We start from the raw sequence: 26,306 nt of genomic DNA, 5'->3' as shown, positions 1-26,306 counted from the left end.
TGAAAAACGACCTATATTCATGATGACTTCAATTTTTGACTTTTTATCTGCGAACAGCCTGATGGTGTTGGCGGCCTTGGTGTTGGATCGCTGGTTAGGCGAACCCAAAGGCTGGCATCCGTTGATCTGGTTTGGTCGCTGGGTGGATTTGTGTCGCCAGCACATTCAATTGCCTCTAGACACGTCTTATGCTCGTCAACGTATGGTTGGCGTCTTGGCGTGGTTGATCGCCGTACTGCCTTGGTTATTGATCTTGTTCGCTTTATTTTGGTTATTGCCCAATCTGCTGGATGTGATTCTGTCTATTGTGGTGTTGTATTTTGCCATTGGTTGGCAGAGTTTGCGGGAGCACGCGTTGGCGATTTATACGCCATTATCCGCCGTGCCACTATCGTCTGGAATGACGGCTGAAAAGACGGCTGAAAAACTCGACGAGGCGCGTCTTGCGGTGAGTTATATCGTCAGTCGTGATACACAAAATTTAGACGAGTCTGCCGTTGCGAAGGCGGGCATCGAGTCGGTATTGGAAAATGGCAGCGATGCGGTGTTTGCGCCGATTTTTTGGTTTGTCCTGTTGGGCGCTCCAGGGGCTTTGTTATACCGTTTGGCCAATACCCTAGACGCTATGTGGGGCTACAAAACCGAGTCTTTGTTGCATTTTGGCTGGTTTGCCGCGCGATTTGATGATGTGCTGAATTATTTGCCGGTGCGATTGGTAGTTTACACCTACGCAGCATGTGGTCATTGGCGGGCGGCTATTCGTAGCGCTCGTCGTCCTTCAGCGCGTTGGAAAAGCCCGAATGCCGGCCCTGTTATGGCCGCTGGTGCGGGTGCCTTGGGGGTTCAATTAGGCGGTGAGGCGCCGTATTTTGGTAAAATAGAAACTCGACCGACTCTAGGAGAAGGAGAGCCACCGTCATCTAAGCATCTAAAAGAGGCGATTTGGTTAGTGGATAAAAGCGTGTATTTATGGGGATTGGTAATATGCCTGTTAATTTAAAGCGTCCCTTTGTGAATCTTGAGCTCACAGCACCTAAGCATGGCGGGGATTTAGCCTATTGGCAGCGTAAAGTAGGTAATGACGCGTTAAATTGGTTGGATCTGTCCTCCGCCTGTAATCGAGAGCCTTGGCCGATCCCTGAGATCCCTGCCTCTTTGTGGATGGACTTGCCGGATCAAACGGACTTGTTGGATGAGGCTGAGCGTTATTTTGGTCGTCGCCCCACTGCGATTGGAGCAGGTTCGCAGCATATTATCGAATCTCTGCCAGCGCTGTTGCGGGAATCGGGTTATTTAACGGGTCAAACGGTGCTTGTGCCGCGTATTGGTTATCAGGAACATGCTTTTGCTTGGCAAAAATGGGGCTATGACATTGCTTATTACGACGCGTTAGAGGAATTACTGACGCAGCAATGGGTGGTGGCGGTGGTGATTCAGCCGAACAATCCGACTGGAGAGATTGCTCCTGCTAAGATTTTGTCTCAGCTGATTGCCCATGCAGAACAACAGGGCGCTAGTTTAGTGGTGGATGAAGCCTTTATTGATGCCAGTCCTGAGTTGAGTGTGTTACACCAGCAAAAGGCGGCAGACTTGAGTGAATCCCTGTTTGTCATGCGCTCGGTGGGAAAATTTTTTGGTTTGGCGGGCGCAAGAGTGGGGTTCGTTTTTTGTGCGCCAAAATGGCAGGCAGCGCTGAAAAATTTACTGGGGCCATGGCCTGTTGCCACGCCAAGCTTGCATTTGGTGTGCTTGGCGTTTGCGGATCAAGCGTGGCAGTCTCATGCTTTGCAAGACTTGAAAGTACGACAAGCGGCATTTGTTGAACGGGTTATGCCGAAATTGAATACGATTTTTGATTCCCAAGACAGTGTGCTGAATCCCTTGTTTATCACTTGGTTCCTCGACCGTCATGAGGACGCCGCAGAGGTATTTGAAATGCTGCATCAGGTGGGTGTTCACACCCGTTTAGGCGAAGGCTGGATTCGGGTGGCGTTACCCGCTTTGGATGAAATGGATGCTCTGAATAGTGCGTTGATTCGCTTGTTGAAGGGCGCAGCAGGAAGTGGCTATTCAAGAGGTGAGCTGGCATGAAGCATCTTGTGCTAGGTGGGGTTCGAAGTGGCAAAAGTGCGTTTGCCCAAGAGCAGATCGCGGCCAGCGGAAAATCCGTCTGTTATGTGGCGACGTCTCAGGTGTGGGATGACGAAATGGCGGATCGTGTGCGCCGACACAAAGACAATCGGCCGAGTGACTGGCAACTCATCGAAGAACCCTTGGCGTTGGCCAGGGTATTGGATTCTCTTAATTCGCCTGAGCAAGCGGTGATCGTCGAATGCTTTACGTTGTGGTTGACGAATGTATTGTGCTTAGAAGACGAGGCTCGATTGACAGCAGAAAAACTCGCCTTATTGAGGGCGGTTGAGCGATTTGAAGGAGATTTGGTGTTGGTGTCCAGTGAAGTGGGGTTGGGGATTATGCCGATGAATGCGCTGGCGAGGCGTTTTGCTGATGAAGCCGGCGAGATGAATCAAGCGTTAGCAAAATTGACCGATCGGGTAACTTTTGTTGCGGCCGGGCTACCTCTACCGCTAAAATCCTAATCTTGCCTATTCCAACCCATTTTGTTTTGTCTTTTATCTTTATCTGATGGCATCAAGCCATTAGGGAAAAGTGAAAGTGTAGGAGCCTTGAAGATGATCCCTTATTCAAAAGATTTTCCCGTGTCTTGGGAAGAATTACACAGAAATGCTCGTGCGTTATCTTGGCGCTTGCTTGAGCAAGGCCCATGGAAAGGTATTATTGCCATTACCCGTGGTGGTTTGGTACCGGCGGCGATCTTGTGTCGTGAAATGGACATTCGTTTGATCGACACCATTTGCGTCGTCAGTTACGGCGCCGACGAACAAGGTGACGCGGCGATGAAGCAAGGCGAGCTGACTGTATTAAAAGGCGTAGAAGGTGACGGCGAGGGGTTTATTCTGGTGGATGACCTTGTTGATACGGGGCGAACGGCCGCGAAAGTGCGTGAAATGCTACCAAAAGCTCACTTTGCTACGATTTATGCCAAACCCGCTGGTAAACCATTAGTCGACACTTTTATCACGGAAGTGAGTCAAGATACTTGGATTCGTTTTCCTTGGGATATGGAATACACTTTCTCTACGCCTTTGGCCGATCGTCAAGGAAAATAACGCCATTGTCAGCGGTGTGGTCCAGCCCATGTTGTGGGGAACCCCGTACAAAGGTCTTATAAACAAAAAGACCTTTGTCATGTAAAATGACACAGAACGAGCGTTTTTACCGTATTTTGAGCTAACGTTATTAGTGACCTTTTTATAAAATAAACAGGTGTAAAATAAACAGGTGTAAAATAAACAGGTGTAAAATAAACAGACATGCAATTGAACAGGCACAAAATAAAGCGTCGAAAGTTTTTTATGTGATCAACAGCAAAACCTATCAACAACACAACAATAGGATTTCATTATGTGGCAAACGTTAACGAAAGTGGTTTTAGCGGGCATTTTATCGTTTGCAACGATATTGCCAGCATGGGCAGAAGGCACGGTCGCCCGTGCGCAGTTTTCAACCGATGTGGTAGATCGTGAACCAATTGATGATATTGGTGCAGCGGTGAAAGTGGAATATGGCGAGATTCAACGAGTGTACTTCTTTACGGATTTGCGTGATATGCAAGGCAGCCAAGTGGTCCACCGCTGGAGTTTGGACGGTGAAGAGCAGGCAGAAGTTGGCTTCGATATTGGTGGTGATCGTTGGCGAGTTTGGTCCAGTAAACGCTTAATGCCAGGGTTTGATGGCAAATGGCGTGTGGACGTGGTGCAGGACGGTATGGTGATAGAAACGCGCTCTTTTGATTATGTCGACAGTGAATAAAAAGTTGGCTGATTCTCTATTCTATTGTTTTATCTGAGTAAGGTTTTTTATGCCTCATTTACGTGTACGTGGTTTAGCGTTTGATGAATTAGAGTCCATTGCGGATATTTTAGTCGAAAATTTAGCGGAAATAACCGATACCCCTAATTCACATTTTACGCTTGAGTATCAAGCAACAACCTATTTGGCGGTGGGCGGGGCATCGCCTGCGTATCCGTTTTTTGATGTGCTGTGGTTTGATCGAGGTGACGAGGTAAAACGCAAAGTCGCCTTGGCTATCGAAGAGCTAGTTCGGCCATTGGTTGATAGCGGGCAAGACATTACCGTGCTGTTTCATGATCTACAAGGGAAAGACTATTATGAAAACGGCGAGCATTTTTAGTCGGTTATAAGTTGAGTTGGCTGTAAATTTAGCCAGCTGTGAGTTGAGTTTGTGATGGGTTTGCCCTTGATTTTTGGTGTGTGGGCGCCATGATGAATGTTGTCCTTTTTTGATGATGAGTGGTTGTTATGGCAAATACGGTTTTTTGTAAAAAATATCAGCAAGAGATGGAAGCATTAGATCGCGCACCATTGCCAGGGGCGAAAGGCCAAGAAATTTTACAAAATGTGTCTAAGCAGGCTTGGCAAGAGTGGCAGCTATTGCAAACTATGATTATCAATGAGAAACAGTTGAACCTGATGCAACCAGAGTCTCGTCAATATGTGATGGGGCAAATGGATAAGTTTTTCAACAACGAAGCCACGGATAAAGTGTCAGGCTATGTGAGTCCTGACGATATTACCGAGCTTTAACGCCTTTATTCTTTAACGTCTTGATTCTTTAACATCTTGATTGAAGGGGCGGCATTTATGTCGCCCCTTCATCTGTTTGTCACGCTGTCTATTGTTGGGTGACGAAGCTGGTAAATAAAATATCTTGTACTGGGGCTCTCCCAGTCTCTTCCTCTAATGCGCTATTCACCGCTGCGGCGGCTTCCTCACGAGTCTTCTCGCGTGCTATTGCGCCACTTACTTGTTCTTTTGTTCGCGCGCTAAGAAACATCACTAACGCGTCCCTTACCAGAGGGATGTTGGCTTCAATGAGCGCTTTTTGGCTCTCTTGGGTTCGAATACTAATGCTGGTTTTAATGTATTTTAGACTTGTGTCATTGGCTTGATGATTGACGACAAAGTCGGGTTTGAGCTCAATGTAAGCTGGTATTGCGGAGGCTTCCTCTTCGGCGTGAAGGGGGAAGCCGATAAACAGGCCGAGCAGTAACAACGAGCGTGCTAGCGGCTTGTTGTTGCTTGATATTTTTAATGACATGTTGGATTCTCGTATTCGATCTAATAGACAGTATACTAACTGTCATTAAAGCGTGCTGTCAGTAGTAATTTCGCACTTTCTGATTTTTCCACTGTCTGATATTTTTGTGTCCCAGATTTCTAGCCCTTTACGTCTGTTTTTCGCGCCTTCTCAAGCTAATGGGTGCTAACTGAAATATTGTCTATTCAAAGTGAGTCTATTCAAATAAAGTCTACTTTAATAAATTCTACTCAAATAAGAGTCAACGTTATAATGTCGTCAATGTAAGGATTGTTGTATATGTTTGCGTTTTTAACTGCTCGTCGCTTTCATGGTTTGGTTGCTTTTGCTGCATTTGCGTTGTTGGCTGTGGCTTTTTATATGGAATATCAAATGGGGTTGGAACCTTGTCCACTTTGTATGTTCCAGCGCATTGTCTTTTTCTCTGTGGGTGTGGTGTCGCTGGTTTCTTTTTTGACTGCCAGTAAAAAAGCCCGAAAAGTGTGCGCTTGGGTTGTGGTGATGTTGTCGTTTATGGGGGCTGCGTTGGCGCTTCGACATTTGTATTTGCAGTCTCTTCCGGCGGATCAGTTACCGGCTTGTTTGCCTGGGCTAAGTTATATGTTTGAGGTTTTTCCATGGCAAGAAATCATGCAGGCAATGGTGATGGGGACTGGGGAGTGTGGTGAGGTGTCTTGGACGCTGTTTGGCATTAGCATTCCCGGTTGGACCCTGATGGCGTTTGTTGGTATGGCGCTTGTTAATATCGTGATTGGGCTGCAGCCGACGAAAAGAACAATTTTCTAATAAAAGGTTACAAATCCTCTCAAGCGTTTGTCTTGCAGGGGGTAACAGATCGGAATATGCTTGAAAAAAGCCAATTATAATAAACGCGCGATGGAGTCTAGATATGTTAGAAGGTTGTAAAACAGCCCAAGAGCGATGGGGTGGAGTCCACGAGATGATTGATCGTTGGCTTGAGCAACGTCGCCAACTCATTGAGTTGTGTATTTATTTGCGTGATCGTGGCGAGTTTACGCCGACAGATACACTCAAAATTCAATCTCTGTGTGAGATGCTGGTGGACTATGTGTCGGTGGGGCATTTTTCCGTTTATGAGCAGCTTGCATTGGAAGCCAAGGAGTTTCATGACGACAGTGCGTTGATTTTGTTGCGCAAGCTGTTACCTAAAATTGAGGCTACAACGGAAGTGAGTGTCGAGTTCAACGATAAGTACGATACCAAGGAACATTGCAATTCTCAGCTTGAAGCTTTGCCATTTTCCCTTAAGGCGCTGATTCTTGTGATGGCTGAGCGATTTCAGTATGAAGATCAGTTGATTAAGGAATTACATGAAGCGCACAGTGAAAAAAGCGCGTGAACTGGGTTTAATCGCTGTCTGTTGCGTCGCGTTGCTGTCTTGTTCTGCTGAGTCCCCTGTTCGTACGGCAAAATACGCCGAGCAGGGATTTTATTCGGCGGCGCTAAGTGACGATGGTGCGACGGCCTTGGTTGGGTCTATTCAGCATGGTGGCAGCTATTGGGTCAATGCCATTAATGAGCGCCGTTTTAATTGGAATCATGCGCCGGGTGAATATTCTTCTATTATCGGCGTAGATATCGACCCTAGTGGACAATTTGCCGCGACTGGTGGTGCTCGAACCTTGGTCTTGTGGAGTACCTTAACCGGGAGCGCTGAAGGTTTTTGGACGACGCCGGGGGATATCCAATCGCTAAAGCTCACCCAAAATGGCGACCACGCTTTGGTGGGGTTGAATGATCAAACTGCCCGTTTTTTTGATGTTAAAAATGGCGGTATAAAGCACACTTTACGCACGGGGGCGACGGTTCGTGCGGTGGATGTGTCATCAGATGGTGCGTTGGGCATTACTGGCGATGATTTATCCAAGGTGATTTTGTGGAATATGCAATCGGGTGAAAAAATACAGCAGTGGACGTTAAGCAACAATATTGCCAGTGTGGCTTTGTCTGCCGATGGTCGATATGCCTTTGCTGCCGCACAGTTGGGTAATGCAAAAATTTGGTCTACCCGAGATGGAAAAGAACTGACTGATATTGATACGGGGGGCTTGCAACATCGAAAAATGACGATCAGCCAAGCCGTCTTTTCAGCGGATAATCGATCACTTTTGATTGGTGGGGTTAATGGTCGAGTGGCTTTGCTTCAAGTGAGTACGGGCGACACCCAGAAAGAATGGGATCTTTATATGCCAACGGGGCGGCCTGCAGGGTCGAGTGTATTGTCTTTAGCATTTAGTCCTGGCAATCGTTTTTACGCCATTGGCAGTAATGGTTATTTAAACGTACTGGAATAATTCATGTCTCAAGATCACGCTACACCTTCGGATACGATGGCGAAAAAGCCTTCTTCTTTTTCTTCTTCACAGCCCTCATCTCCTTTGTCATGCTCTTCTAGCGCTAAAAAATCATCACCAAGATGGGCGGCGGTATTTGCGGCGCAGGCGTTTATTTCAGTTGCCGCTGGTGCGTTTGGTGCTCATGCTCTTGTTGATGTGCTTGGTTTAAATGCCTTGGCGTGGTGGCAAACAGCCAGTCAGTACCTTATGTATCATGCGCTTGGTGGGCTTATTGTCGCGGCGCTGTTTGCCTATTTGCCAGCTTCAAAGTGTATTTTGGTGCTGTTTTTTGTTGGTAATTTGTTGTTCGCGGGCAGCTTGTATGTGATGGCGTTAACGGGCTATACCTTGCTAGGAATGATGACACCTTTGGGCGGTTTGTGTTATTTACTTGCTTGGGGTTGGCTTGTCTGGCAGCTATGGCAACGATTGTCTGAAGACACCTAAAATTCGCCTCAAGGCATCATAAAATCCTCGCCAAGGCAGGACATAATGTCGTTTTTCCGGTAGTATGCGTGCCAAATTAATGGCTATGCGTGCCAAATTAATGGCCGACCTAGGTCTAAAAGTGGCTGATATTAGCCCGTCAAATAGAAGATATTAAGCGATTACAACATCATGCCAGAGCAAAACAAAGACATTCCAGACTCCATTATAAAACGCACTATTCGCAGCTTTGTGGTGCGAGGCGGCCGCATGACAGAAGGCCAACAAAAGCATTATGACAACAATTGGGCCATATACGGTTTGGCGTTAGCGGATGGCCGAATTGATTATGCGACGGTATTTGGCCGTCAATCCGATGTGGTGCTTGAAGTCGGATTTGGCATGGGGGCCTCTTTGGTGGAGATGGCGAAAAATGCTCCTGAGAAAGACTTTATTGGTATTGAGGTGCATCCGCCTGGCGTGGCCAAACTAATGATGTTGGCGAAAGACGCCAACCTCTCTAATCTGCGAGTGTACTGCGATGATGCCATTGAAGTGATGGCTCAGTGCCTACCTCAAAGTGCGGCCAGTGCGTTCCAGTTGTTTTTCCCCGACCCTTGGCACAAGAAGAAGCACAATAAACGTCGTATTGTTCAGCCTTTGTTTGCTCAACAAGTGGCAGCGGTTCTGAAAGCGGGGGGGCATTTTCATATGGCTACGGATTGGCAGCCTTACGCTGAACATATGATGGAGGTGATGGAAAGCCAAACCCAGTACGATAATGCAGCTGGCAAAGGTTTGTATCATCCTCGTCCAGAATGGCGTCCGTTGACTAAGTTTGAACAGCGTGGCGAGCGTTTAGGGCATGGTGTTTGGGATTTGATTTACAGCAAGAAATCCAATTAGCGTAGCGACTTAGCTTATAGAGTAAAGTGATGCAGTAGAAGCGGCACTCAAAAGCTAGGTAAATAAAAGATTAAGATAATAAAAAAGCGAGTCATTTTAAATGACTCGCTTTTTTATTATTTCTACCGTCTGTGAAAAGCGGTGTAAAAGTTGAAACTATTTAATTTCAACACTTTCACGGCTGTTGCCCGCATCAAAATATTCTTGGAATACTTTTGGTGTGCGGCCACGACCTGTCCATTCGTATACTTCGCCATCAATCGTAAGGCGATATTTAGGGTCTACGGTTTTGCCTTTTGTCGCGCCTGCCTTTGGCATAGTGAGCTGTGTGATTTCCTCTATGGTGAGGCCACTTTTCGCGATCAAGTCCGCAATCTCTTCAGCACGAACCGATTTCATGGCTTGTTCTGCTTTACGGGCTTCTTCTTCTTCTTTGACTTTCTCAAGTGCGTTATTAAAGCCGGCAATTAGGTTTTCTAATTGTGCGACTGTCAATTCTTTTGCGGCGGCGCGTGCTTTGGCTTTATTGCTTGCTAATTCTAGTAATAAACTCATTGGTGTCTCCTATTTATCTGTTAAGAGCGGGGCTGATTTTGTCCTGCACTGAAAAGAGATCCATCTTTTATGCTCAGTGATATGTGCTTATATTTATGAATTCGAGGCTTCCACGAATGGAAAAAAATAAGCATTCTCTGGATCGATTATGAATCTATATTAGAGAATTACAATATTTTATCTAGAATCGTCAGCATAATAGTCAATCACGGTTCAATAAACATTGAATGGGGTTAGTATATTGTGACGCAATTTTATACTATTTCAAGTTTGTGCGTGGATTCTAATAAAAAATACTCTAATATGCTAATTAAATTATGTGTTTTAATCGTTAAAAAAGTGTAAACAATAGGATAATAAATGAATTCCATATCAGATGACTTGAGCTTAGAGTTCTCTATTTTAAAAACACACAGCGATAATATTATTCAATTATTTCAAGACGGTGCGACGGTTCCTTTCGTGGCGAGATATCGCAAAGAAAGTACTGGAGGGATGAGTGATGTTGATTTACGCACCTTCTATGAGCGGTGGCAATATCTTGTTGAGTTTAAAAAACGTAAAGAAAGTATTCTTGCTTTATTAATGCAGGAATCGAATGTCTCAAACTTGATTCTTGATAAAATTCGGCAGGCCACGTCTAAAAGTGAGCTGGAAGATTTGTACGCGCCTTTCAAGAAGACACGTAAAAGTAAAGCGGATGAGGCAAGAGATAACGGGCTTGACGTTCTTGCTGAGCAGATATGGTCTGGTCAGCGTTCTGACTCGCTGACGGCGGTGGACGCATGGTGTCGGCAAAATAGGATCTCACTTTCTGCTGAGCAAGCTTTGGAAGGGGTGGTTGATATTGTCAGCGAGGTTATTTCAAATGACAGCGAGGTATTAAAGAGAGGGCGTGCACTATTGTTGAAAGAGGGGGTTTTAATTAGCCGTGTTCTACGAGGGAAAAAGCAACAAGGAGAAAAGTTCAGGGACTATTTTGATTATCAAGAGCGTATAAATAACATTCCAGCTCATCGATTACTTGCGCTTTTTAGAGGTAAGAAAGAATCAATATTAAAGTTGAATACCTTACTGCTAAATGAAGAGAACTACCCAGAGGCGTTAATTTTCTCTCATTTTGGTCAGCTGTTTAATGTGGCGGCAGTGTTGTCTCGGTCAGTGACGCCTTTGCAGCGACGTTATTTAAATACAGCATGGGAAAAGAAGTTATTATCTAAACTCGAAACCGATGTTCTTGCTCAGCTAAAAGAGCGAGCCGAAGAAGGGGCTATTCAGGTTTTTGCTAATAACCTGCAGGATTTATTAATGGCGGCTCCAGCAGGGGCACACCGTGTATTAGGGTTGGATCCTGGCTTTCGTAATGGGGTTAAATTAGCGGTTATTGGTGAGCAAGGGGAATTGTTGGATCACGGTGTGATTTACCCTCATGGGCCTCAGAATCGCATTCAAGAGGCGAATGCGCTGCTATTAAAGCACATCAAGCAATATCGAATTACTTGGGTGGCGATTGGAAATGGTACCGCATCGCGAGAAACGGAGCTGTTGGTACGCGCATTGATTGCGGCTTCTAATCTAGAGTGTCGTGCTGTGGTGGTAAGTGAGGCGGGTGCGTCTGTGTATTCAGCCTCTCCTATTGCGATACAGGAGTTTCCTGATTTAGACGTGACCATCCGGGGGGCGGTGTCCATTGCTCGACGCTTTCAAGACCCTCTGGCTGAGTTGGTGAAAATTGACCCTCAAGCTATTGGGGTTGGTCAGTATCAGCATGATGTAAAAGCCGCTCAGCTGTCTAAATCGCTTGCTGTTATTGTCGAGGATTGCGTGAACCGAGTTGGTGTGGATATTAACCTGGCCTCTGTGTCTTTATTGTCCTATGTGTCTGGTTTGACTGGCCGTTTGGCGCAGAATATCGTCGATTATCGTCAACAAAAAGGGCGTATTGAATCCCGTGCTGAGTTGTTAAAAATTAAAGGTGTTGGTGATAAGTGCTTTGAGCAATGTGCGGGATTTTTGCGTGTCTTAAATGGAAAGGAGCCGTTAGATCAGTCTGGTGTGCACCCTGAGTCTTATGCATTGGTGCATCAAATGGCCGCTCAGTTGGCGGTAAAAGCGCACCAATTGCTTAATAATGGCGCTGCTTTGCAGCAATTAAAACAATTAGCACCGACGTTTGGGCAGGCGGGGGATTTTACCTACTCGGATATATTAGCTGAATTGGCTAAGCCGGGGCGCGACCCACGGCCGGAATTTCGTTATGCGTCATTCGATCAAAGGGTGCAAACGCTAGAGGATGTGCATGAAGGTATGACGTTAGAAGGGGTGGTGACCAATGTTGCGGCGTTTGGCGCGTTTGTTGATTTGGGCGTACACCAAGACGGCTTGATTCATATTTCTCAGTTAGCTGACCGCTTTGTGAAAGACCCAAGAGATTTTGTTCGAGTCGGTCAGGTGGTGACCGTGACGGTGTTAGAAGTTGATGTGTCACGTAAGCGGATCGCATTGAAGGCTAACGGTCTTTGAGCCGATGATTTTTAAGGGGCTGACCGTTTCAATTTGAGACGGTTGTAGCGAGTACACGATAGTGTGACTTGGTGTGTTACTAAGTCCATTAGAGGGAATATTTTAAGTCGTTGGAGAGTGTATTTTAATAGTGTGCTTGAAGTCGTTGGATAGCGTGTTTGGCTTATTCTCTGGATCAAGGCTGAAATGTTGCCTTTAGAAAATAAGTGGTGGAGGGAGGTGGATTCGAACCACCGAAACTTTCGTGGCAGATTTACAATCTGCTCCCTTTGGCCACTCGGGAACCCCTCCACAGCAGCGCGGCACATAATATATGCCGCGCATTATGATGTAAACTGTTTTTTAAGATTTATTTAGCAGTTTTTCCAGTTTCGCTTTCATGCGCTCTTCTGGGGATAAGTCGCCATATATATCTTCTTGTTGAGGTGTGGGTTTATTCGCCGTTTTAGGTTTTGCCTGAGGCGTATTTTTAGCGCGAGGCTTTTGCTGGCTTCTTGCAGGTTGCGCGGCTCTTTCCTTGGTTTGTCTGTCTTTTGGTGCTCTGTCAGGTCTATCGACAGTAGCCTTTTTGGCTTTTACCGGCATCATAGAGTCTGGTAGAGCGGGTTCGTTATTGACCGCAACACCCTCTAAGTCGATTCTTGATTGGCCTGACAATAGACACTTTTTGTATCTGTCGGAGCGTGTGTAGGCCGCTAATGCGCGCTTTTGTTTGCTGGCATTGAAGTCGTCGTCTAGAACCATGTCTTTGTCTATGCCGACTTTTAAAGGCTTAGGTTGATTCCAGTCAAACGCTTTGGGATAACGGTCTTCAAGCATTTTGATTAGACGGCGATTATTTTTCTGGTTTTTTTGGCGCTTTTTTTGTTCTGGCGTCAATGTCGCTGTCTCTATGGTGCTGTCACTTGCTTCTTGCACGCTAGTGTCGTTATCGACTAGTTTGTCGTCTTCTTGCAAGCCGTTAAGCTCAGAGTTTTGTGTTGTCATGTAATCAATCTGTTCTGTTGTCGTGGTTGTGGTGCTGCTGTTACCAGCATGCTCGTGCAATAAGTCAAAGTCGAGTTGATATTCAACAGGTTTTGGCTTTGTTACTTGCTTAGGGGGCGATTCGGTCTCTAAAAGGTCAAGAGAGTCTTCTATATAAAGCTGCAATTGATCTTCTGTTGAGCGACCTGCCATGTGTTGCAATAGATCCATTGATGCACTGTGTTCAATGGAGTCGTTGGTGTTTGCTTTTAGCTGTTGTATTTCTCTATTGGCATTTTCTAGCTGTGTTGTTAGCCAATTAATTTTAGCGTCGAGTTTGGCAATAAGTTGTTCCATAAAGACACAAGGCTCAATGATGTATTGGAGTTAGCGGAATGTTGGGTGTCTTGCTTGTGCCTATCATTTCTTTCCGCTGGTCGTCGCTCGGTAATGTAATGGCGATAGTGTTGTCATTATTCCACCACATATAGGCCACAGCGATAATGCAGCTTGTGACCAAAAAAGGGACTCGTTTCATTTTGCTCAAATTCTTGTCTGTTGCTTAAAATGTCAGCCCGGCGCCAACCATTATGTGTCTGTCGTATATATCGCTACTGCTGTTTAGGATTCTAGCAAACACGTCGATGCGTGAAACGTCAGACGTTGCTATGCGAAAACCTACTTCTGGGTAATAGGTGGTTTCATCATAAAATGACACCCCACCACCGACAAATGTCCAGATCGGAATCCCCGGGAAAAACTGAAAAGCAGGCGCTGCGCTGTAAAAGCGAGCGCCTATATTAACGCCTGTTTCAAAGGTTTCTCCCAAAATGAAAGAGAAGCCACCGTAGATAGAAATATTGGATGGTGTGATGTGTTCCAGCGAGCCGCTCAGAATAGAGGTGATATTCTCCTGTTCTGTATTGGGGCGAGCGGCTGTTGATTCAAAATTTACTAGACTCGCAATCTGACTCTCAGCTGATGCATGAGCACTCACGAGGACTAAAGCGGCAAGTAAAAATGATTTCATTGTTTGTTGTCCATCTGATTGAGGCGGTTTAGCATTTGAGAAAGTGACGATTCCCAGTTTGATTGCTGCTCTTTTGTTTCGTTTAGCGTGTTTTGCATGTCGCTTTTTTCTTCGCTCAGTTCGTAATTTTGCATTTCGAGTTCTGCGATACGCTTGCGTAATGAACCTATTTCTTCTACGGCTTCGTTGATGCGTTGTTCTAGGTGGTGTAATAGTTCGTTATTCATTGTTCTCTATCCTAAAAAATAAAAATCGCCATCATTAGTGTGGGCGCTGTTGTGTAAAAATTACCAAGCAATAACAACATCCTGTTGTTGTACGTTGAGTATATGCGAATCAACGACAAGTTCACCGACTGAAAAGTTAGGTTGAACTTGCTTGATTGTAACACTGATATTGGCATTGTTCAGCTGGGTTTGTGTCGATTGTAGCTGATTAAACACCTCATATCGTCGATAAACATTGAATTTATCTCCTGGCTTAATGCCTGCTAGGGAGCCGGCCGATATGTGAATCCTATTTCCTTCTGTACGAAAAATATTGGCAATAAAAGGTTGGCAGCGCAGTTGTTCGCTTGTGTCTAGGGCGCTTTCTTTTAATGCTTGCTTCACTACTTTTCCGTAGTGAACTGTCCAGAATTTGGCGCTGCCAAAGCCGACTCTAGCATGGTCCGTAATATCCCAGTTGCCAATTTCATTGTATCTGTGCTCAAACAACAGGGCGCCGCTAAAACCATCATAAATGTATATATCGACCACGAAATTTCTTTCTTTATCTATTTCTTCGTCAAGCAGGTCTTTGGCATTTTTGTCGTTGGGGCGTCTTAGGTAAATTTCTCCAATGTCTCTTATTACGCCACTGATAATGTATTGCACGCCGAGTTGTTCGCTGATGCGGGTGACATTAGTGAGCGATCCGTCGACGTTGGTTGAAGAAGGGGCGTTGATCAGGTCGGGGTAAATGGCAATATTGGTGGCGGTGAGCGCTTTAACATAGCCTTGTTTGTTGATTTCATCGGCCAAATTTTTGGGGAGTTCGCGGGCGATATTACTCAGTTCTCCGAGCCTAGCCTGTTGCGGTACTTGCAGTTCAAAGCCTGTTACTCCGACGGTTTTTTTATAGTAGCTGGTTGCCCCTGTGCTGCATTGAGAGTCTGGGGTAACGTCAATACGTGCCACCACCGTTAAGAAATCACCGTTTTGTTGTTCGGATAAAATTCTGGCTTTTTGGACGTAACCTGAGCTGCGTATATCTAGGCTTGATTCTAGTTTGCCATTGCTGAGTTCGTCTCTCACATTGACTCTTGAACCCGACTCTAGCACGGCTTGCTTGATGGCTTGCTGTGTGGCTCTGTAGCGTGCATCAGCAATGTCGTTATTATAAATGATGGCCTCTCCTACGGCATCGATACTTTCGGCCGAAGAGGTCGCAGAAAGGAATGCGGTGAGGAGTAAGGTGACGAATGCATAGTGACGGGTCAACATAGAAATCCGATGCTGTTCATGGTTGTTTGATGCTGTTCATGGTTGTTTGATGCTGTTCATGGTTAATCAATACTATTCATGGTTATTCAATACTATAAAAGTTGGTCGTTGGGGTGGCGTTTTCAACGTTTATCGAGCGATAGCCGGGTTGGATTTTACAATTCGGGTCTGCTTGTACATTGTTTGAGCTTAAGCACTGACGAAAGTTTTCTTGCAGCGCCATTTCGACAACGGTTTCAAATGTGCCGTCTTCATGCTCTCGTTGCGAAACCACTTTAGCGCCGACTAGATAGGCGTCCACATAAGTTCTTAGCTCGTCATTTTGCATCACCATATTGCTGAGTGAGCTGGAGCCATCTATTTTCAAACCATAGACTCGTTCTGATAGATTTCTGTAGGCGTCCAGCATAGAGCTTCGTAGCGACATGATTCGAGCTTGTGATTTGGTGAGGCGTTTGTTCGTCATCATGGCCGCGTACCCGGTAGCGGTGACGATAATCGGCTCTTGTTTAATCACGGCGATGGTGTTGTTGGCATTCAAAGCGCCTGTTTGCTGCGGATAATATGCGCCGCTTGACGACCCAATTGAGTTGCCATTACAGGGTGCCACGGAGCTGCATACGGTACCGTCTGGGTTCTGATTGAAGTTTTGACAACCGGCTAGGGTCATTGCACCAATGGCGATGAATAATAGTTGAATTGATGATCTCATGGTGTGCCCTTTGTGTGAAAACCTGCGCTTTTTATGCCTGACATGGAGAATAAACTATTGTTGCAGCAACATACAGTAAGCACTCAAATAGATGAGCCTTGCTGTTGTTTCTGAACGTGTTTTTCTTAATGGACAAAATGTAAACCATTTTACGCGTTAGCGTCCATGTTTGGTTGCTTAAAAATGCGCTTTTTCTTTGTTTTTTATCGTAAATCTGTTGTTTTTCTGTATTTCTATGGCTTTTTCTCGTGATTTTATGGTCATTGCGTTGGTGTAAGGTCGACCGCTATCTTTTTTAAGCAGCTAATGAATCGGTATGAAAAATACGCTAGACTGGTTTTTTATACAGTGTTTTTGCGGTGAGTTTCCATTGGCTATGAGTGTTGATCGTAAAATAATCCATATTGATGCTGATTGCTTTTATGCGGCCATTGAAATGCGGGACAATCCTCGTTTGCGGGGTATTCCTATTGCTATTGGTGGGTCTGCTAGCCGTCGCGGCGTGTTATCAACCGCCAATTACGCGGCTCGTGAATTTGGGGTACGTTCTGCTATGCCGACGTCGGTTGCAAAGCGCTTGTGTCCGTCTTTGTTGGTGTTACCTGGAAGGATGGATAAATACCGAGAGGCGTCGAAGCAAATGCAGGCTATTTTCCGGGAATTTACCGACATAATTGAGCCGTTGTCATTGGATGAGGCTTATTTGGATGTCACTGATTCTGCTTGTTTTCAAGGCAGTGCAACGCGCATGGCTGAGGAAATTCGCGCCCGAATTTTAAGCGAGATTGGCATTACGGTATCGGCTGGAGTGGCGACGAATAAGTTTATCGCAAAAGTAGCAAGCGATTGGGATAAGCCCGATGGCTTAACAGTTGTGACGCCGGAAAAACAGTTTGCGTTTGTGTCTGCGGTGCCGGTCAAATTTATTGCGGGGATAGGGCGTGTTGCTCAAGACAAGCTAGCCTTGTTGGGCGTGTTTAGCTGTGCGGATTTACAGCAACTGGACTTTGCCCTATTGCAAAAGCATTTTGGCAGTATGGCGTTCCGTTTGTCGCAATTTGCGCTTGGCATTGATGATCGTCCGGTGACGGTTTCTAGGGAGAGAAAAAGTCTTTCAGTGGAGCATACTTTTGCAAAAGACTTGTCTGATTTACGGGCGTGCCAAGCCGTGCTGCCAATGTTGTTAGCGGATTTGAAAACGCGTATGGCGGGGCGGAATTTCGATACCCAACTGAGTAAATATTACCTTAAAGTCAAGTTCGATGATTTTAAGCAAACCACCATAGAGCGCCCCATAAGGCACAAGTTATCGGATGACGTATTTTCGGTTTTGCTGGCGCAGGCTTATGCTCGGTTTCGTCGTCCTGTGCGTTTGATTGGCGTGGGTTATCGTTTGTCACCACCAAAGCCACATCAATTGGCTTTGGTGTTTGAGTCGTGATTGAAATTGATGTGTAAACTTTGATTATTCGGCCGTTGGCTTACTATACTTAGGCGATGAATGGTACGGAGGTGATTATTATGTTGAAGCAACAGAATACGTTCCACTATCAAGACCTAAGCATGCCAGACCCCTTGTCTAAACGATTGCGGTTTGATGTTGAGCAGGTTTTGTCGTCCTTGTACGCTGACCCTAACTTGGTAGAGCAGTTAGACGGCCTTTATCTGCCATTTGCCAGCTGGCTAAGTCAAAAATCCGGAGCCGCTAAGAGCACGTTAGTGGTTGGTGTCGGCGGTGCTCAAGGGTGCGGTAAAACTACGTTTTGTAATGTTATTAGTCGAATATTACACAAAGGCTTTGACCTAAACTGTATTGTGCTTAGTCTGGATGACTTGTATCGGACACGGCAGGATCGGCTGAAATTTGCCCACCAAACCACGGCGATGTTTGAGGTTCGTGGCGTGCCAGGGACCCACGATACGGACTTGGCCTTGCTGTTGTTTGAACGACTTAAAAACCTTAAAGAAGGCGAGGTTATGAAGTTGCCTCGCTTTGATAAATCCATTGATGACCGCAAGGCGGTTCATTTGTGGCAAGAGGTTCAAGGGCCCGTTGATGTGGTGTTGTTTGAGGGTTGGTGTGTTGGGGTGCCGCCGGTGAATGGTGGTTTGCATCGTCCCATTAATGCGCTTGAAGCTGAGATGGACGCAAGTGGTGTATGGCGGAATACCGTGAATCAGCTGCTTAAAGAGGACTATAAAAAGCTATTTTCCAATATTAACCTCATGGCTTGGATGCAAGCGCCCGATTATGATGTTGTTTACCACTGGCGCAATAAGCAAGAGCGAATGTTGGAGAGCCATCTTCATGATATACATGGTGTTTTGTTGGATACCATTGATTTAAAAGTCATGTCTTCTGGCGAGCTTAAACGTTTTATGCAGTATTATGAGCGCTTGACTCGACATATGTTGAGCGTAATGCCAGAGCGGGCTGATGTGTTATTTCAATTAAATAGAGATCAGAGTGTGGCGGAAATGCGCCTTCCTGTTGAGCATTAGAGTCTGTGCTTAGAAGATTAAGTGACTAACCTTTCGGTTCATTAGCCTAAGATGGCTGTCGAGCGAAAAATGGCAATATGATAGGCTATGGCGAATTGCGATAGCCTATTTTTTTGGAGTGTTAAAAATGACTGAATTACTGCCATCTGTTTTAGTAGAAACAAACCAGCAACCTGATGCCGCTGTTATTTGGCTGCATGGCCTTGGGTCAGATGGGCATGATTTTGAATCTTTAGTGCCGGCCTTGTCTCTACTGCCTACGTTAAAGTTACGTTTTGTGTTTCCTCATGCACCACGCCGCCCAGTGACGATCAATGGCGGTATGGAGATGCGTGCTTGGTATGATATCTATGAAATGACGTTGGCACGTAAAGTGGACATGGATAATATTGATGAGTCTTGTGGCCACGTTGAGCGTCTCATACAAGATCAAATTGATAAAGGTATTGCCCCAAACCGTATTGTTTTGGCGGGTTTTTCGCAAGGTGGCGTGATCGCGTATCATACGGCTTTGCGAACCAAGCATAGTTTGGCTGGGATACTTGGGTTATCAACCTATCTGGTCAGTGGCGATGATGCGCCGCAGGCGGATGTTTGTGCCAATGGTCAAACGCCTATTCTTATTCATCATGGCTCGCAAGACCCTGTTGTGGCGCCGGTGTTGGCGACGCAGGCGAGGGACCTTTTGTTATCGAAAGGTTTTTCTGTCTCCTATCAATCATATGATATGCCGCACTCTGTTTGCTCTGAGCAGGTGCAAGATATTTCTCATTGGTTAAATGCTCGATTGGCTTAGTTTGTGCTGTCCAGTATCGGTTTTAAGGGGTTTTTTTAGTGTCTAATAACGACATAGAGTGGCTAGAGTTTGCCAAAACGTTAGCGATGAAAGCGGGCGAGATAATGCTTGAAGCCCGAGAAAATTCGACCTTTGTGCGTGATTACAAAATGGATCATGAGCTGGTTACGTCGACGGATATTGCGGTTGATCAATTCATTTGTCGCGGTATTATTGCCCGCTACCCTTCGCACGCTATTTTGTCAGAAGAGTCATCGCCTCATATGGATCTGAGTGCGCTTGCTACAGATGTGCCTGTTTGGGTGATCGACCCTATTGATGGTACGGTGAATTTTGCCCATGGACATCATCATGTGGCGGTTTCTATTGGCCTTTATATTGGCGATAAACGTATTTTAGGTGTGGTGAATGCGCCTTTTTTAGGGGAGTGCTTTTGGGCATTAAAAGGCAGCGGTGCTTTCTGTAATGGTAAGCGTTTGGCGGTTTCTGGTGCGCAAGAGTTAAGAAGCGCGCTGGTGGCGACGGGTTTTCCCTATCAAAAAACAGCGTTAGCTCCTATTGTTGAGCGTGTATCGCGTATTTTGCATCATTGCCAAGATGTTCGCCGTAATGGCTCCGCCGCGCTGGATTTGTGCTGGGTGGCCGCGGGGCGTCTGGATGTCTATTTTGAAAGTGTAAAGCCTTGGGATATGGCGGCAGGCGCTCTAATTGCTGAGGAAGCGGGGGCAACCGTGGGGTACTATTTACCGCAAACCTTGGTTTGGCCTGAAGTGGTAAATGGTGAAGGCTTATTGGTGTCTACGCCTGATTTATACGACGATATTTTGGCGCTTGTTAATACGACTATATAGTTTTTCCACTTTCTATTTATTGGGTTTTTTTATGTCTTTTACTGCTTTTATGATTGTGCTGCTGTTCTCGCTGGTGGTTATTGTGGCTTCGCTCTGGTTTATTCGACGCCAGCTTGCATTGAATAAAGTCCGAGAAGAAAGGGTTCAGGCAGGAGAAAATCGCTTTCTTGAAGAGCGTCAAAAAAGGATCGACAGTATCCGAGTGCTATTGAGTGTTGCTGGAACCGATGAATTGAATTGGATTGAAGCGAGTATTCGGATTAAGCACTTGTTGGATCAGTTGAGTGAAGACTTGTCTGAAGACGACGATATTTCAGCCTTTTATATTATTACCGAGAAAACTCAGCATATTCCAACCCACGAACAGTGGGGCGACTTACCCAAGCTCGCGAAAGTGAAGTTTCGACTGGAAATGGATGCTTACGAAGTTGAGTATACTGAGCATTTACAGCGAGCTAAGTCATCGTTAATGGCTTATGATTTCAAGTAATGCTGATTCAGCTGTTGGTTTCTATCAGTTTTTTGTTCTTGCTGTTAGTTTTGCTGGTGCTGTTTTTTATTCGTCATCAATCTAAAGTACCTTATTATAGGTTGACACAAGATCAGTGTGTGACCTTGCTGAAAAGGGCGCTTCAAGGGATTTTGCCTGAATATGAATGGCATGCTTTTATTGGTATGACGGTAAGAGATGATGATGTGCTGGATGAGTTAAGAGAGCAGTGTTTGCTGATCGATGAGTATGGTGTGAAAGGGACGCAATTAATAAATGGGCGGCTTTGTATGTGTTTTAATAAACAAGGCCTTTCGCAGTTGGAAATATTGTTAGATGAGTGGCAGCATAAATCAAATTACACAGTTTGATTTATTTTAAAATAGAAGAGCGTGAGGGTTAAAAATTATGAATGAAATAGAGGCGTTATTTGAGCAAGGGGCTGAGTGGATGCCCTGGTTAACAGACAGTCTTACTAATTTGGTTGCTGGTCTTGTTATTTTCTTTGTCGGTAAGTTTATTGCCTCCAAGGTGTCTAGTTGGTGTGAGAAGCGACTGCTTAAAGCGTCTGTTGATAAGGCTGTCGCTGGATTTGCATCGAGCATTATGTATGCCTTGATGTTTGCTGGTATTGCCTTAATGGCACTTGGGCAAATTGGCGTTGAAACCACGTCCTTTATTGCTATTTTGGGTGCGGCAGGTTTGGCTGTTGGTCTTGCTTTGCAAGGTTCTTTGTCGAATTTCGCTTCGGGCGTGCTCATTATTCTTCTGCGTCCATTTCGTTCCGGTGACTTTATTGACGCGGCGGGTCAAATGGGAACGGTCGATCGTATAGAGCTTTTTCATACCTACCTGAAAACACCAGACAACCGTGTAATTATTATGCCAAACTCAGCTGTGATGGATGGGTCTATCGTGAACTTCTCTCGCGAATCGACACGCCGTTTAGATTTGGTGGTTGGTATTAGTTACGATGCCGACATCCGCTTGGCAAAACAGATCATGGAAGAAATTGTTAATGCCGATGAACGTATACTAAAAGACCCTGCTTGTTTGATCGCGGTGTCTGAGTTGGCTGACAGTTCGGTCAACTTCTTCTTGCGCCCTTGGGTCGCCTCTGGGGATTATTGGGCCGTGCGAGCGGACCTTTTAGAGAAGATTAAATACACATTTGATGAGCGCGGCGTTGGTATTCCTTATCCACAGATGGATGTCCATGTTCATAAACAAGAGTCATAAACAAGAGCCATAAACAAGAATCATAAGCATAACTTTCGTTTCTTATTGCTGTGATGAGTAAAATGCCGCCAAGTAACCGCTGGCGGCATTTTTGTTTTTTTTATGTTGGTTTTTATCTTTTAAAATAGGCTGCCGTGCATGAGTCGATATCGTCCTCCATCTCCCCCTAAGTCTGCCTACATTACTCAAGAAGGCGCTCAGGCCTTGTTGTCTGAATTGAAATATCTGTGGAAGGAAAAACGCCCTGCGGTAACAGAAACAGTGCGTGAAGCCGCCGCTCAGGGCGATCGTTCCGAGAATGCGGAATACATTTATGGCAAAAAACAGCTGCGTGAAATAGATAGCCGAGTGCGTTATCTAGAGAAACGTTTGGATGCTTGTACTGTGGTTGATCGCTTTCCCAGTGATCAAACGCGTGTGTTTTTTGGTGCTTGGGTGACGTTAGAAGAGGAAGAGGGCGAAACCAAAGAGTACCGCATTGTCGGGCCGGATGAGTTAGATCATCATGGTGCTTATATTAGTATAGATTCCCCAGTTGCTCGCGCTTTGTTGAAAAAACAACAAGGGGATGAGGTGACGATTCGTCTTGCAGGGGGGGAGAAAACTTACTTTATTGAGGCGATTGAATATCGCCAAATTGTGCCGCTATGATCCGTTATGGCATGGCGCAATGGCAGCATCCGGCGTGGGTGAATTGGCTTTACCCTGCCTCACTGCCTGCTGCGGAGCGAATTGGTCGCTATTCGCAAGTGTTCTCAACGGTCGAGGTGGGCAGCACTTTTTATACCAAGGTGGATGATGCTCAGCTATTGCGCTGGTATGAGTCTGTTGGCGAGGATTTTAAGTTTAGTTTTAAAGCGCCACAAACAGTGACTCATCGATTATTAGAGCGCCCTTGGCGTGACGTTCAGCAAGATTGGTTGGCTTTTATGCTCTCTTTGCAGCCATTACAGACGAAGCTTGGGCCAATAATGCTGCAGTTCCCCGCAATATGTGACGAGCGTGCTTTAGCGCGTATTTTGGCTTTATGCGACATGTGGACGCTCTCTGCGCCTTTGTCGGTCGAAGTGCGTAATTTGGCGTATTTTGATAAAAGTGAGGTGGAGAGTCGTTTTCTATCTGCTTTATCCGTGCGTGGTGTAAATCGTGTGGTGATGGATTCACGCCCTGTTTTTTCTACTGATGCTTATTGCGAAAGTTTGGTGGATGCGCAAAAGAAAAAGCCAAGGGTGCCTTGTCATCCCGTTGCGACGGCTGGTCATCCCGTGGTGCGTTTTATTGGTCATCCAGATTTGCCGCGTAATGAGGTGTGGTTAGATCAGTGGGCGGCTAAATTATCGCAATGGTTGTCTGAAGGGCTGCTGCCGAGTGTTTTTGTGCATTCGTCAGATAATATCGCTGCGCCAACTTTAGCAGGGCAATTGGATGAAAAGGTTCGTGCGTTAACGCCTAATGATCAGAGCGCTTTGGCTCTGCCACAAAGTCAGGAGCAAGCGAGCCTTTGGTGATCGTGCGATTGCTTGCTTTATTCCGAGACGGTATTGAAATGGATCGTGTCTTCGTGAAAACCGTACTGGCCTGTTTTGTGATCAGCAATAAAAAATTCGAGTGTCTTACTGACGCTGCTAAAAGCCAACTCATCCCAAGGGATGTCATCTAGATCAAATAATGTCACTTCAGAGCTTTCTGCTGTGGCATGAAAATCTGCTTTTTCTAACTCAGCTAGGTAGAAGAGATGGACTTGGTTGATTCTCGGAATGCTAATCATGCTAAACGCTTGTTTGCAAATGGCTGTGGAGCCACTTTCTTCTAGTGTTTCTCGCAAAGCGCCTTCGCTGGTGGTTTCTTGGTTTTCCATGAAGCCTGCAGGGAGTGTCCAGAAGCCAAAGCGTGGCTCAATGTTTCTCCGGCACAATAATACCTTGCCTTGGTAGAGTGGTACGGTGCCGGTAATGAGCCGTGGATTGTCGTAGTCGATATACTCGCAACTGGGACACACTGCTCTAATGCGATTGTCATCTGCTGGGACAATCATGTTAACGGCGTGACCACATTGCGGGCAGTATCTCATCAGTCTTTCCTTAACGCTTTAATTGAAGTTTGGCATATTTAACGACTTTATCTTCGATTTCTTGGATTTCAATTAGGTAATGTCCAACCCGCAAACTAATCGGGTGTTCAGGGATGAATTCCAATGTTTCAATGATGAGGCCGTTTAGCGTTTTGGGGCCATCGGTTGGTAAATGCCAATTAAGGGTTTTGTTGATTTCTCGAATATGCGTGGAGCCTTCTATTCTAAAGGCGCCATCATCGAGTGTTTGGATTTCTTCTTCTTCGTCTTGAGTGGGTGGGGTGAATTCACCCACGATTTCTTCCAGTACGTCTTCTAGTGCGGCGATACCTTGCACATCACCGTATTCATCGACCACGATGCCCATTTGCTGATGATCTTTTTGGAAGTTAAGCAGGACCGTGTTTAATGAAGTGCTTTCGGGGATAAAATAAGGCTCAACAGTGGCTTTTAGTAGCGCTGCTTTGGAAGGGGTTGGGTCACGTAAAAACACCGCCGCGTGTCGCGCGTGTAATATGCCAATGATTTTGTTTATCTCGCCATTGTAAACCGGCATGCGAGTGTGTCGACTTTGGCAAATTTGCTCAATGATCTCTTCTATTGAGTCTTCAAGATCGATACCGATGACTTCGTTTTTAGGCACCATAATGTCTTCAACAGAGACTTTTTCTAGGTCTAAAATGGACAGTAGCATTTCTTGGTGAGCCGCCGGTATTAAGCCGCTTGCTTCATTGACCACGGTTCTTAATTCTTCCGAATCCAATGTGTCGTGGTTATTTTGGGACGCATTAACACCAATTAGGCGTAACAGACCATTCGATAAGGTGTTCACCACAAATACGAGTGGGTATAGGACTTTTAGTAAAATAGCCAGCACCCATGAGGCTGGGAAAGCGATCCTTTCCGGGTGTATTGCCGCTAAGGTTTTGGGGGTGACTTCGGCAAAAATCAAGATCACCATCGTTAGGGCGCCTGTTGCTATGGCAACGCCAGCGTCGCCCCAAAGGCGTACGGCAATAATAGTCGCAATAGCAGAAGACAGGATGTTTACAAAGTTGTTGCCAATTAAAATAACGCCAATCAGTCTATCGGGGCGCTCTAGTAAGGAGCTTACTTTAATGGCGGAGCGATGCTTGCTTTTTACAAGGTGTTTAAGGCGATACTTGTTTAGCGACAGCATCCCTGTTTCAGAACTTGAAAAGAAAGCGGACAGTATTATTAGACAGAAAAGTGTTCCACCAAGAACACTTATGGGAATATCGTTCAAAAAGGGATCGCCTCAATTATTTAGATAAATGGATTATTCGTTTTTAAGATCAGAGTGTCAAACGACTTTGTGCCTTTGTTGATTAAGGCAACAATATTTGCAAGGCTATTTTGCTGCCAAAATAGGCCAGCATCAGTAGAAAGAAGCCGCTTAACGTCAGCTTTACCGCCAATTGCCCACGCCAGCCGACTATGTGTCTTCCTAGTAACAGTCCGGCAAAAACAAACCATGAGGCGATGGTGAAAAATGTTTTATGGACAAGGTGCTGAGCAAACATATCGTCAATGAAGTAAAAGCCTGTCGCAATCGTAACCGTGAGTAAAATAAAAGCGGCCCAGATGAACTCAAACATCAAGCCTTCTAATACTTGTAGTGGCGGCACTCTAAGCAGTTGTTTTAGTTTGTGGTGTTTGAGTTGGTATTCTTGCATAGCAAGCAATATGCCGACGCCACAGGCTGCAGTGAATAAACTGTAGGCCACCGAGGCAATGAGAATGTGCGCGCTCGTACCCCAAGAGCTGCTATGCAGTTGGGTCAGGTTCCATGGTTCAAGCGCATTTAACGCAATAATGATGGCGCCGAGAGTAAACGCCGTGCCAAGCAACAAGGACAGGTCTTTGTTGTGGTTGCTGAGCCACAGTAGGCTGTTGCCAATTAAAGCAATCAGCAGGCCAATGGTAAGAAAGTCAAAGCCGTCGCGATTAAGAAATAACTGCGAGAGTGAAAAAGCGTGTATTGCGATTGCTGTCGCGCCAACATACTGGGTGGCGCGATTTTTTGGACACAGATAATACGCTGTGCCAGCAATCAAACAAGCGATACAAGCAAGCCAAAGCGATAATTGAGTCATGAAACTAAAGGTTCCGCAGGGTAAAGGTATAGGGTGATAATCATTTATCCGTTATAATAGAGGCAATTTCACCTTGGA

General features: G+C 45.6%; 32 protein-coding genes and 1 tRNA gene. 22 read left to right on the top strand and 11 right to left on the bottom strand.

Annotated features, from left to right (window positions below; translation table 11 throughout):
• Nucleotides 1-19: 19 nt before the first annotated feature.
• The 7 genes from cbiB to J8N69_RS05075 all read left to right on the top strand — a co-directional run bounded on the left by cbiB (nucleotide 20) and on the right by J8N69_RS05075 (nucleotide 4,689).
• The gene (gene cbiB / locus J8N69_RS05105) at nucleotides 20-1,000 is read left to right on the top strand and encodes an adenosylcobinamide-phosphate synthase CbiB (protein WP_168825495.1); all 981 of its coding nucleotides are present in this window, start codon (nucleotides 20-22) and stop codon (nucleotides 998-1,000) included.
• Nucleotides 985-2,091, top strand: coding sequence for an aminotransferase class I/II-fold pyridoxal phosphate-dependent enzyme (locus J8N69_RS05100; protein WP_168825497.1), 1,107 nt, complete (start codon nucleotides 985-987; stop codon nucleotides 2,089-2,091). Before cbiB ends, J8N69_RS05100 begins: the two co-directional genes overlap by 16 nt.
• On the top strand, nucleotides 2,088-2,600 hold the full coding sequence (cobU, locus tag J8N69_RS05095; protein ID WP_168825499.1) for a bifunctional adenosylcobinamide kinase/adenosylcobinamide-phosphate guanylyltransferase: 513 nt from the start codon (nucleotides 2,088-2,090) through the stop codon (nucleotides 2,598-2,600). The genes J8N69_RS05100 and cobU overlap by 4 nt, the downstream gene beginning before the upstream one ends.
• 93 nt (nucleotides 2,601-2,693) lie before the next feature.
• A complete protein-coding gene (gene gpt / locus J8N69_RS05090) occupies nucleotides 2,694-3,191 on the top strand; it encodes a xanthine phosphoribosyltransferase (RefSeq protein WP_168825501.1) in 498 nt (165 codons plus the stop codon).
• A 295-nt stretch (nucleotides 3,192-3,486) separates the two neighbouring features.
• Complete coding sequence (locus tag J8N69_RS05085; protein WP_168825504.1) at nucleotides 3,487-3,894, top strand: DUF2914 domain-containing protein; 408 nt, start codon at nucleotides 3,487-3,489, stop codon at nucleotides 3,892-3,894.
• A gap of 49 nt (nucleotides 3,895-3,943) precedes the next feature.
• Nucleotides 3,944-4,276 carry a DUF1904 family protein gene (locus J8N69_RS05080; RefSeq protein WP_168825506.1) on the top strand — a complete coding sequence of 111 codons (333 nt, stop codon included), beginning with the start codon at nucleotides 3,944-3,946 and terminating at the stop codon, nucleotides 4,274-4,276.
• Nucleotides 4,277-4,404: 128 nt separating this feature from the next.
• Nucleotides 4,405-4,689 carry an oxidative damage protection protein gene (locus tag J8N69_RS05075; protein WP_168825508.1) on the top strand — a complete coding sequence of 95 codons (285 nt, stop codon included), beginning with the start codon at nucleotides 4,405-4,407 and terminating at the stop codon, nucleotides 4,687-4,689.
• An 88-nt stretch (nucleotides 4,690-4,777) separates the two neighbouring features.
• Here J8N69_RS05075 and J8N69_RS05070 read toward each other — a convergent pair whose 3' ends face one another.
• Complete coding sequence (locus tag J8N69_RS05070) at nucleotides 4,778-5,203, bottom strand: flagellar basal body-associated FliL family protein (protein ID WP_168825510.1); 426 nt, start codon at nucleotides 5,201-5,203, stop codon at nucleotides 4,778-4,780.
• A gap of 279 nt (nucleotides 5,204-5,482) precedes the next feature.
• Here J8N69_RS05070 and J8N69_RS05065 point away from each other — a divergent pair, with 279 nt between their 5' ends.
• From J8N69_RS05065 to trmB, 5 genes are all read left to right on the top strand, one after another.
• Nucleotides 5,483-5,989, top strand: coding sequence for a disulfide bond formation protein B (locus tag J8N69_RS05065; protein WP_168825512.1), 507 nt, complete (start codon nucleotides 5,483-5,485; stop codon nucleotides 5,987-5,989).
• A gap of 103 nt (nucleotides 5,990-6,092) precedes the next feature.
• Nucleotides 6,093-6,563, top strand: coding sequence for a sigma D regulator (gene rsd, locus J8N69_RS05060; protein ID WP_168825514.1), 471 nt, complete (start codon nucleotides 6,093-6,095; stop codon nucleotides 6,561-6,563).
• Complete coding sequence (locus tag J8N69_RS05055; protein WP_168825516.1) at nucleotides 6,535-7,518, top strand: WD40 repeat domain-containing protein; 984 nt, start codon at nucleotides 6,535-6,537, stop codon at nucleotides 7,516-7,518. Before rsd ends, J8N69_RS05055 begins: the two co-directional genes overlap by 29 nt.
• Before the next feature lie 3 nt (nucleotides 7,519-7,521).
• Nucleotides 7,522-8,007, top strand: a complete 486-nt coding sequence (locus J8N69_RS05050; RefSeq protein WP_227803982.1) for a DUF423 domain-containing protein — start codon at nucleotides 7,522-7,524, stop codon at nucleotides 8,005-8,007.
• 171 nt (nucleotides 8,008-8,178) lie between these two features.
• Entirely contained in the window at nucleotides 8,179-8,892 is a 714-nt protein-coding gene (gene trmB, locus J8N69_RS05045; protein ID WP_168825518.1) for a tRNA (guanosine(46)-N7)-methyltransferase TrmB, read from the top strand.
• 156 nt (nucleotides 8,893-9,048) lie between these two features.
• Here the strand turns inward: trmB and J8N69_RS05040 are convergent, their stop codons facing one another.
• On the bottom strand, nucleotides 9,049-9,447 hold the full coding sequence (locus tag J8N69_RS05040) for an H-NS histone family protein (RefSeq protein WP_168825519.1): 399 nt from the start codon (nucleotides 9,445-9,447) through the stop codon (nucleotides 9,049-9,051).
• A gap of 360 nt (nucleotides 9,448-9,807) precedes the next feature.
• Here J8N69_RS05040 and J8N69_RS05035 point away from each other — a divergent pair, with 360 nt between their 5' ends.
• Complete coding sequence (locus J8N69_RS05035) at nucleotides 9,808-11,970, top strand: Tex family protein (protein ID WP_168825521.1); 2,163 nt, start codon at nucleotides 9,808-9,810, stop codon at nucleotides 11,968-11,970.
• 207 nt (nucleotides 11,971-12,177) lie between these two features.
• Here the strand turns inward: J8N69_RS05035 and J8N69_RS05030 are convergent.
• The 6 genes from J8N69_RS05030 to J8N69_RS05005 all read right to left on the bottom strand — a co-directional run bounded on the left by J8N69_RS05030 (nucleotide 12,178) and on the right by J8N69_RS05005 (nucleotide 16,162).
• Nucleotides 12,178-12,261 (bottom strand) — tRNA-Tyr (locus J8N69_RS05030).
• A gap of 51 nt (nucleotides 12,262-12,312) precedes the next feature.
• On the bottom strand, nucleotides 12,313-13,293 hold the full coding sequence (locus tag J8N69_RS05025; protein ID WP_168825523.1) for a ProQ/FINO family protein: 981 nt from the start codon (nucleotides 13,291-13,293) through the stop codon (nucleotides 12,313-12,315).
• 205 nt (nucleotides 13,294-13,498) lie between these two features.
• A complete protein-coding gene (locus tag J8N69_RS05020; protein ID WP_168825525.1) occupies nucleotides 13,499-13,966 on the bottom strand; it encodes a hypothetical protein in 468 nt (155 codons plus the stop codon).
• Nucleotides 13,963-14,193 carry a cell division protein ZapB gene (locus J8N69_RS05015; RefSeq protein WP_168825527.1) on the bottom strand — a complete coding sequence of 77 codons (231 nt, stop codon included), beginning with the start codon at nucleotides 14,191-14,193 and terminating at the stop codon, nucleotides 13,963-13,965. The genes J8N69_RS05020 and J8N69_RS05015 overlap by 4 nt, the downstream gene beginning before the upstream one ends.
• Before the next feature lie 60 nt (nucleotides 14,194-14,253).
• On the bottom strand, nucleotides 14,254-15,450 hold the full coding sequence (locus tag J8N69_RS05010; RefSeq protein WP_168825529.1) for a flagellar assembly protein FlgT: 1,197 nt from the start codon (nucleotides 15,448-15,450) through the stop codon (nucleotides 14,254-14,256).
• An 82-nt stretch (nucleotides 15,451-15,532) separates the two neighbouring features.
• Nucleotides 15,533-16,162 (bottom strand): LPP20 family lipoprotein, encoded by a 630-nt coding sequence (locus J8N69_RS05005; RefSeq protein ID WP_168825531.1) that lies wholly within the window; start codon nucleotides 16,160-16,162, stop codon nucleotides 15,533-15,535.
• Nucleotides 16,163-16,538: 376 nt separating this feature from the next.
• Between J8N69_RS05005 and dinB the strand changes: the two genes are divergently transcribed.
• The 9 genes from dinB (at nucleotide 16,539) to J8N69_RS04960 (ending at nucleotide 23,548) form a co-directional block, all read left to right on the top strand.
• Nucleotides 16,539-17,603 carry a DNA polymerase IV gene (gene dinB, locus J8N69_RS05000; RefSeq protein WP_168825642.1) on the top strand — a complete coding sequence of 355 codons (1,065 nt, stop codon included), beginning with the start codon at nucleotides 16,539-16,541 and terminating at the stop codon, nucleotides 17,601-17,603.
• A gap of 80 nt (nucleotides 17,604-17,683) precedes the next feature.
• Nucleotides 17,684-18,664 carry a hypothetical protein gene (locus J8N69_RS04995; RefSeq protein WP_168825533.1) on the top strand — a complete coding sequence of 327 codons (981 nt, stop codon included), beginning with the start codon at nucleotides 17,684-17,686 and terminating at the stop codon, nucleotides 18,662-18,664.
• A 127-nt stretch (nucleotides 18,665-18,791) separates the two neighbouring features.
• Nucleotides 18,792-19,460 carry an alpha/beta hydrolase gene (locus tag J8N69_RS04990; protein WP_168825535.1) on the top strand — a complete coding sequence of 223 codons (669 nt, stop codon included), beginning with the start codon at nucleotides 18,792-18,794 and terminating at the stop codon, nucleotides 19,458-19,460.
• 38 nt (nucleotides 19,461-19,498) lie between these two features.
• A complete protein-coding gene (locus tag J8N69_RS04985) occupies nucleotides 19,499-20,311 on the top strand; it encodes an inositol monophosphatase family protein (protein WP_168825537.1) in 813 nt (270 codons plus the stop codon).
• Nucleotides 20,312-20,342: 31 nt separating this feature from the next.
• Nucleotides 20,343-20,801, top strand: a complete 459-nt coding sequence (locus tag J8N69_RS04980) for a DUF2489 domain-containing protein (protein WP_168825539.1) — start codon at nucleotides 20,343-20,345, stop codon at nucleotides 20,799-20,801.
• Nucleotides 20,801-21,172 (top strand): hypothetical protein, encoded by a 372-nt coding sequence (locus tag J8N69_RS04975; RefSeq protein WP_168825541.1) that lies wholly within the window; start codon nucleotides 20,801-20,803, stop codon nucleotides 21,170-21,172. Before J8N69_RS04980 ends, J8N69_RS04975 begins: the two co-directional genes overlap by 1 nt.
• A 37-nt stretch (nucleotides 21,173-21,209) precedes the next feature.
• The gene (locus tag J8N69_RS04970; protein WP_168825543.1) at nucleotides 21,210-22,040 is read left to right on the top strand and encodes a mechanosensitive ion channel family protein; all 831 of its coding nucleotides are present in this window, start codon (nucleotides 21,210-21,212) and stop codon (nucleotides 22,038-22,040) included.
• 138 nt (nucleotides 22,041-22,178) lie between these two features.
• On the top strand, nucleotides 22,179-22,691 hold the full coding sequence (gene greB / locus J8N69_RS04965) for a transcription elongation factor GreB (RefSeq protein ID WP_168825544.1): 513 nt from the start codon (nucleotides 22,179-22,181) through the stop codon (nucleotides 22,689-22,691).
• Complete coding sequence (locus J8N69_RS04960; protein WP_168825547.1) at nucleotides 22,688-23,548, top strand: DUF72 domain-containing protein; 861 nt, start codon at nucleotides 22,688-22,690, stop codon at nucleotides 23,546-23,548. Before greB ends, J8N69_RS04960 begins: the two co-directional genes overlap by 4 nt.
• A gap of 17 nt (nucleotides 23,549-23,565) precedes the next feature.
• Here J8N69_RS04960 and J8N69_RS04955 read toward each other — a convergent pair whose 3' ends face one another.
• The 3 genes from J8N69_RS04955 to J8N69_RS04945 form a co-directional block, all read right to left on the bottom strand.
• Nucleotides 23,566-24,111 (bottom strand): NUDIX hydrolase, encoded by a 546-nt coding sequence (locus J8N69_RS04955; RefSeq protein ID WP_168825549.1) that lies wholly within the window; start codon nucleotides 24,109-24,111, stop codon nucleotides 23,566-23,568.
• Nucleotides 24,112-24,121: 10 nt separating this feature from the next.
• Nucleotides 24,122-25,378, bottom strand: a complete 1,257-nt coding sequence (locus J8N69_RS04950) for an HlyC/CorC family transporter (RefSeq protein ID WP_168825551.1) — start codon at nucleotides 25,376-25,378, stop codon at nucleotides 24,122-24,124.
• A gap of 82 nt (nucleotides 25,379-25,460) precedes the next feature.
• A complete protein-coding gene (locus J8N69_RS04945; protein WP_168825553.1) occupies nucleotides 25,461-26,228 on the bottom strand; it encodes a cytochrome C assembly family protein in 768 nt (255 codons plus the stop codon).
• Nucleotides 26,229-26,306: the final 78 nt, after the last annotated feature.

Source organism: Marinomonas profundi (genome assembly GCF_020694005.1).
In the GTDB taxonomy this organism is placed as follows: Bacteria; Pseudomonadota; Gammaproteobacteria; order Pseudomonadales; family Marinomonadaceae; genus Marinomonas; species Marinomonas profundi.
This window is presented reverse-complemented; position numbering and strand designations above follow the sequence as displayed.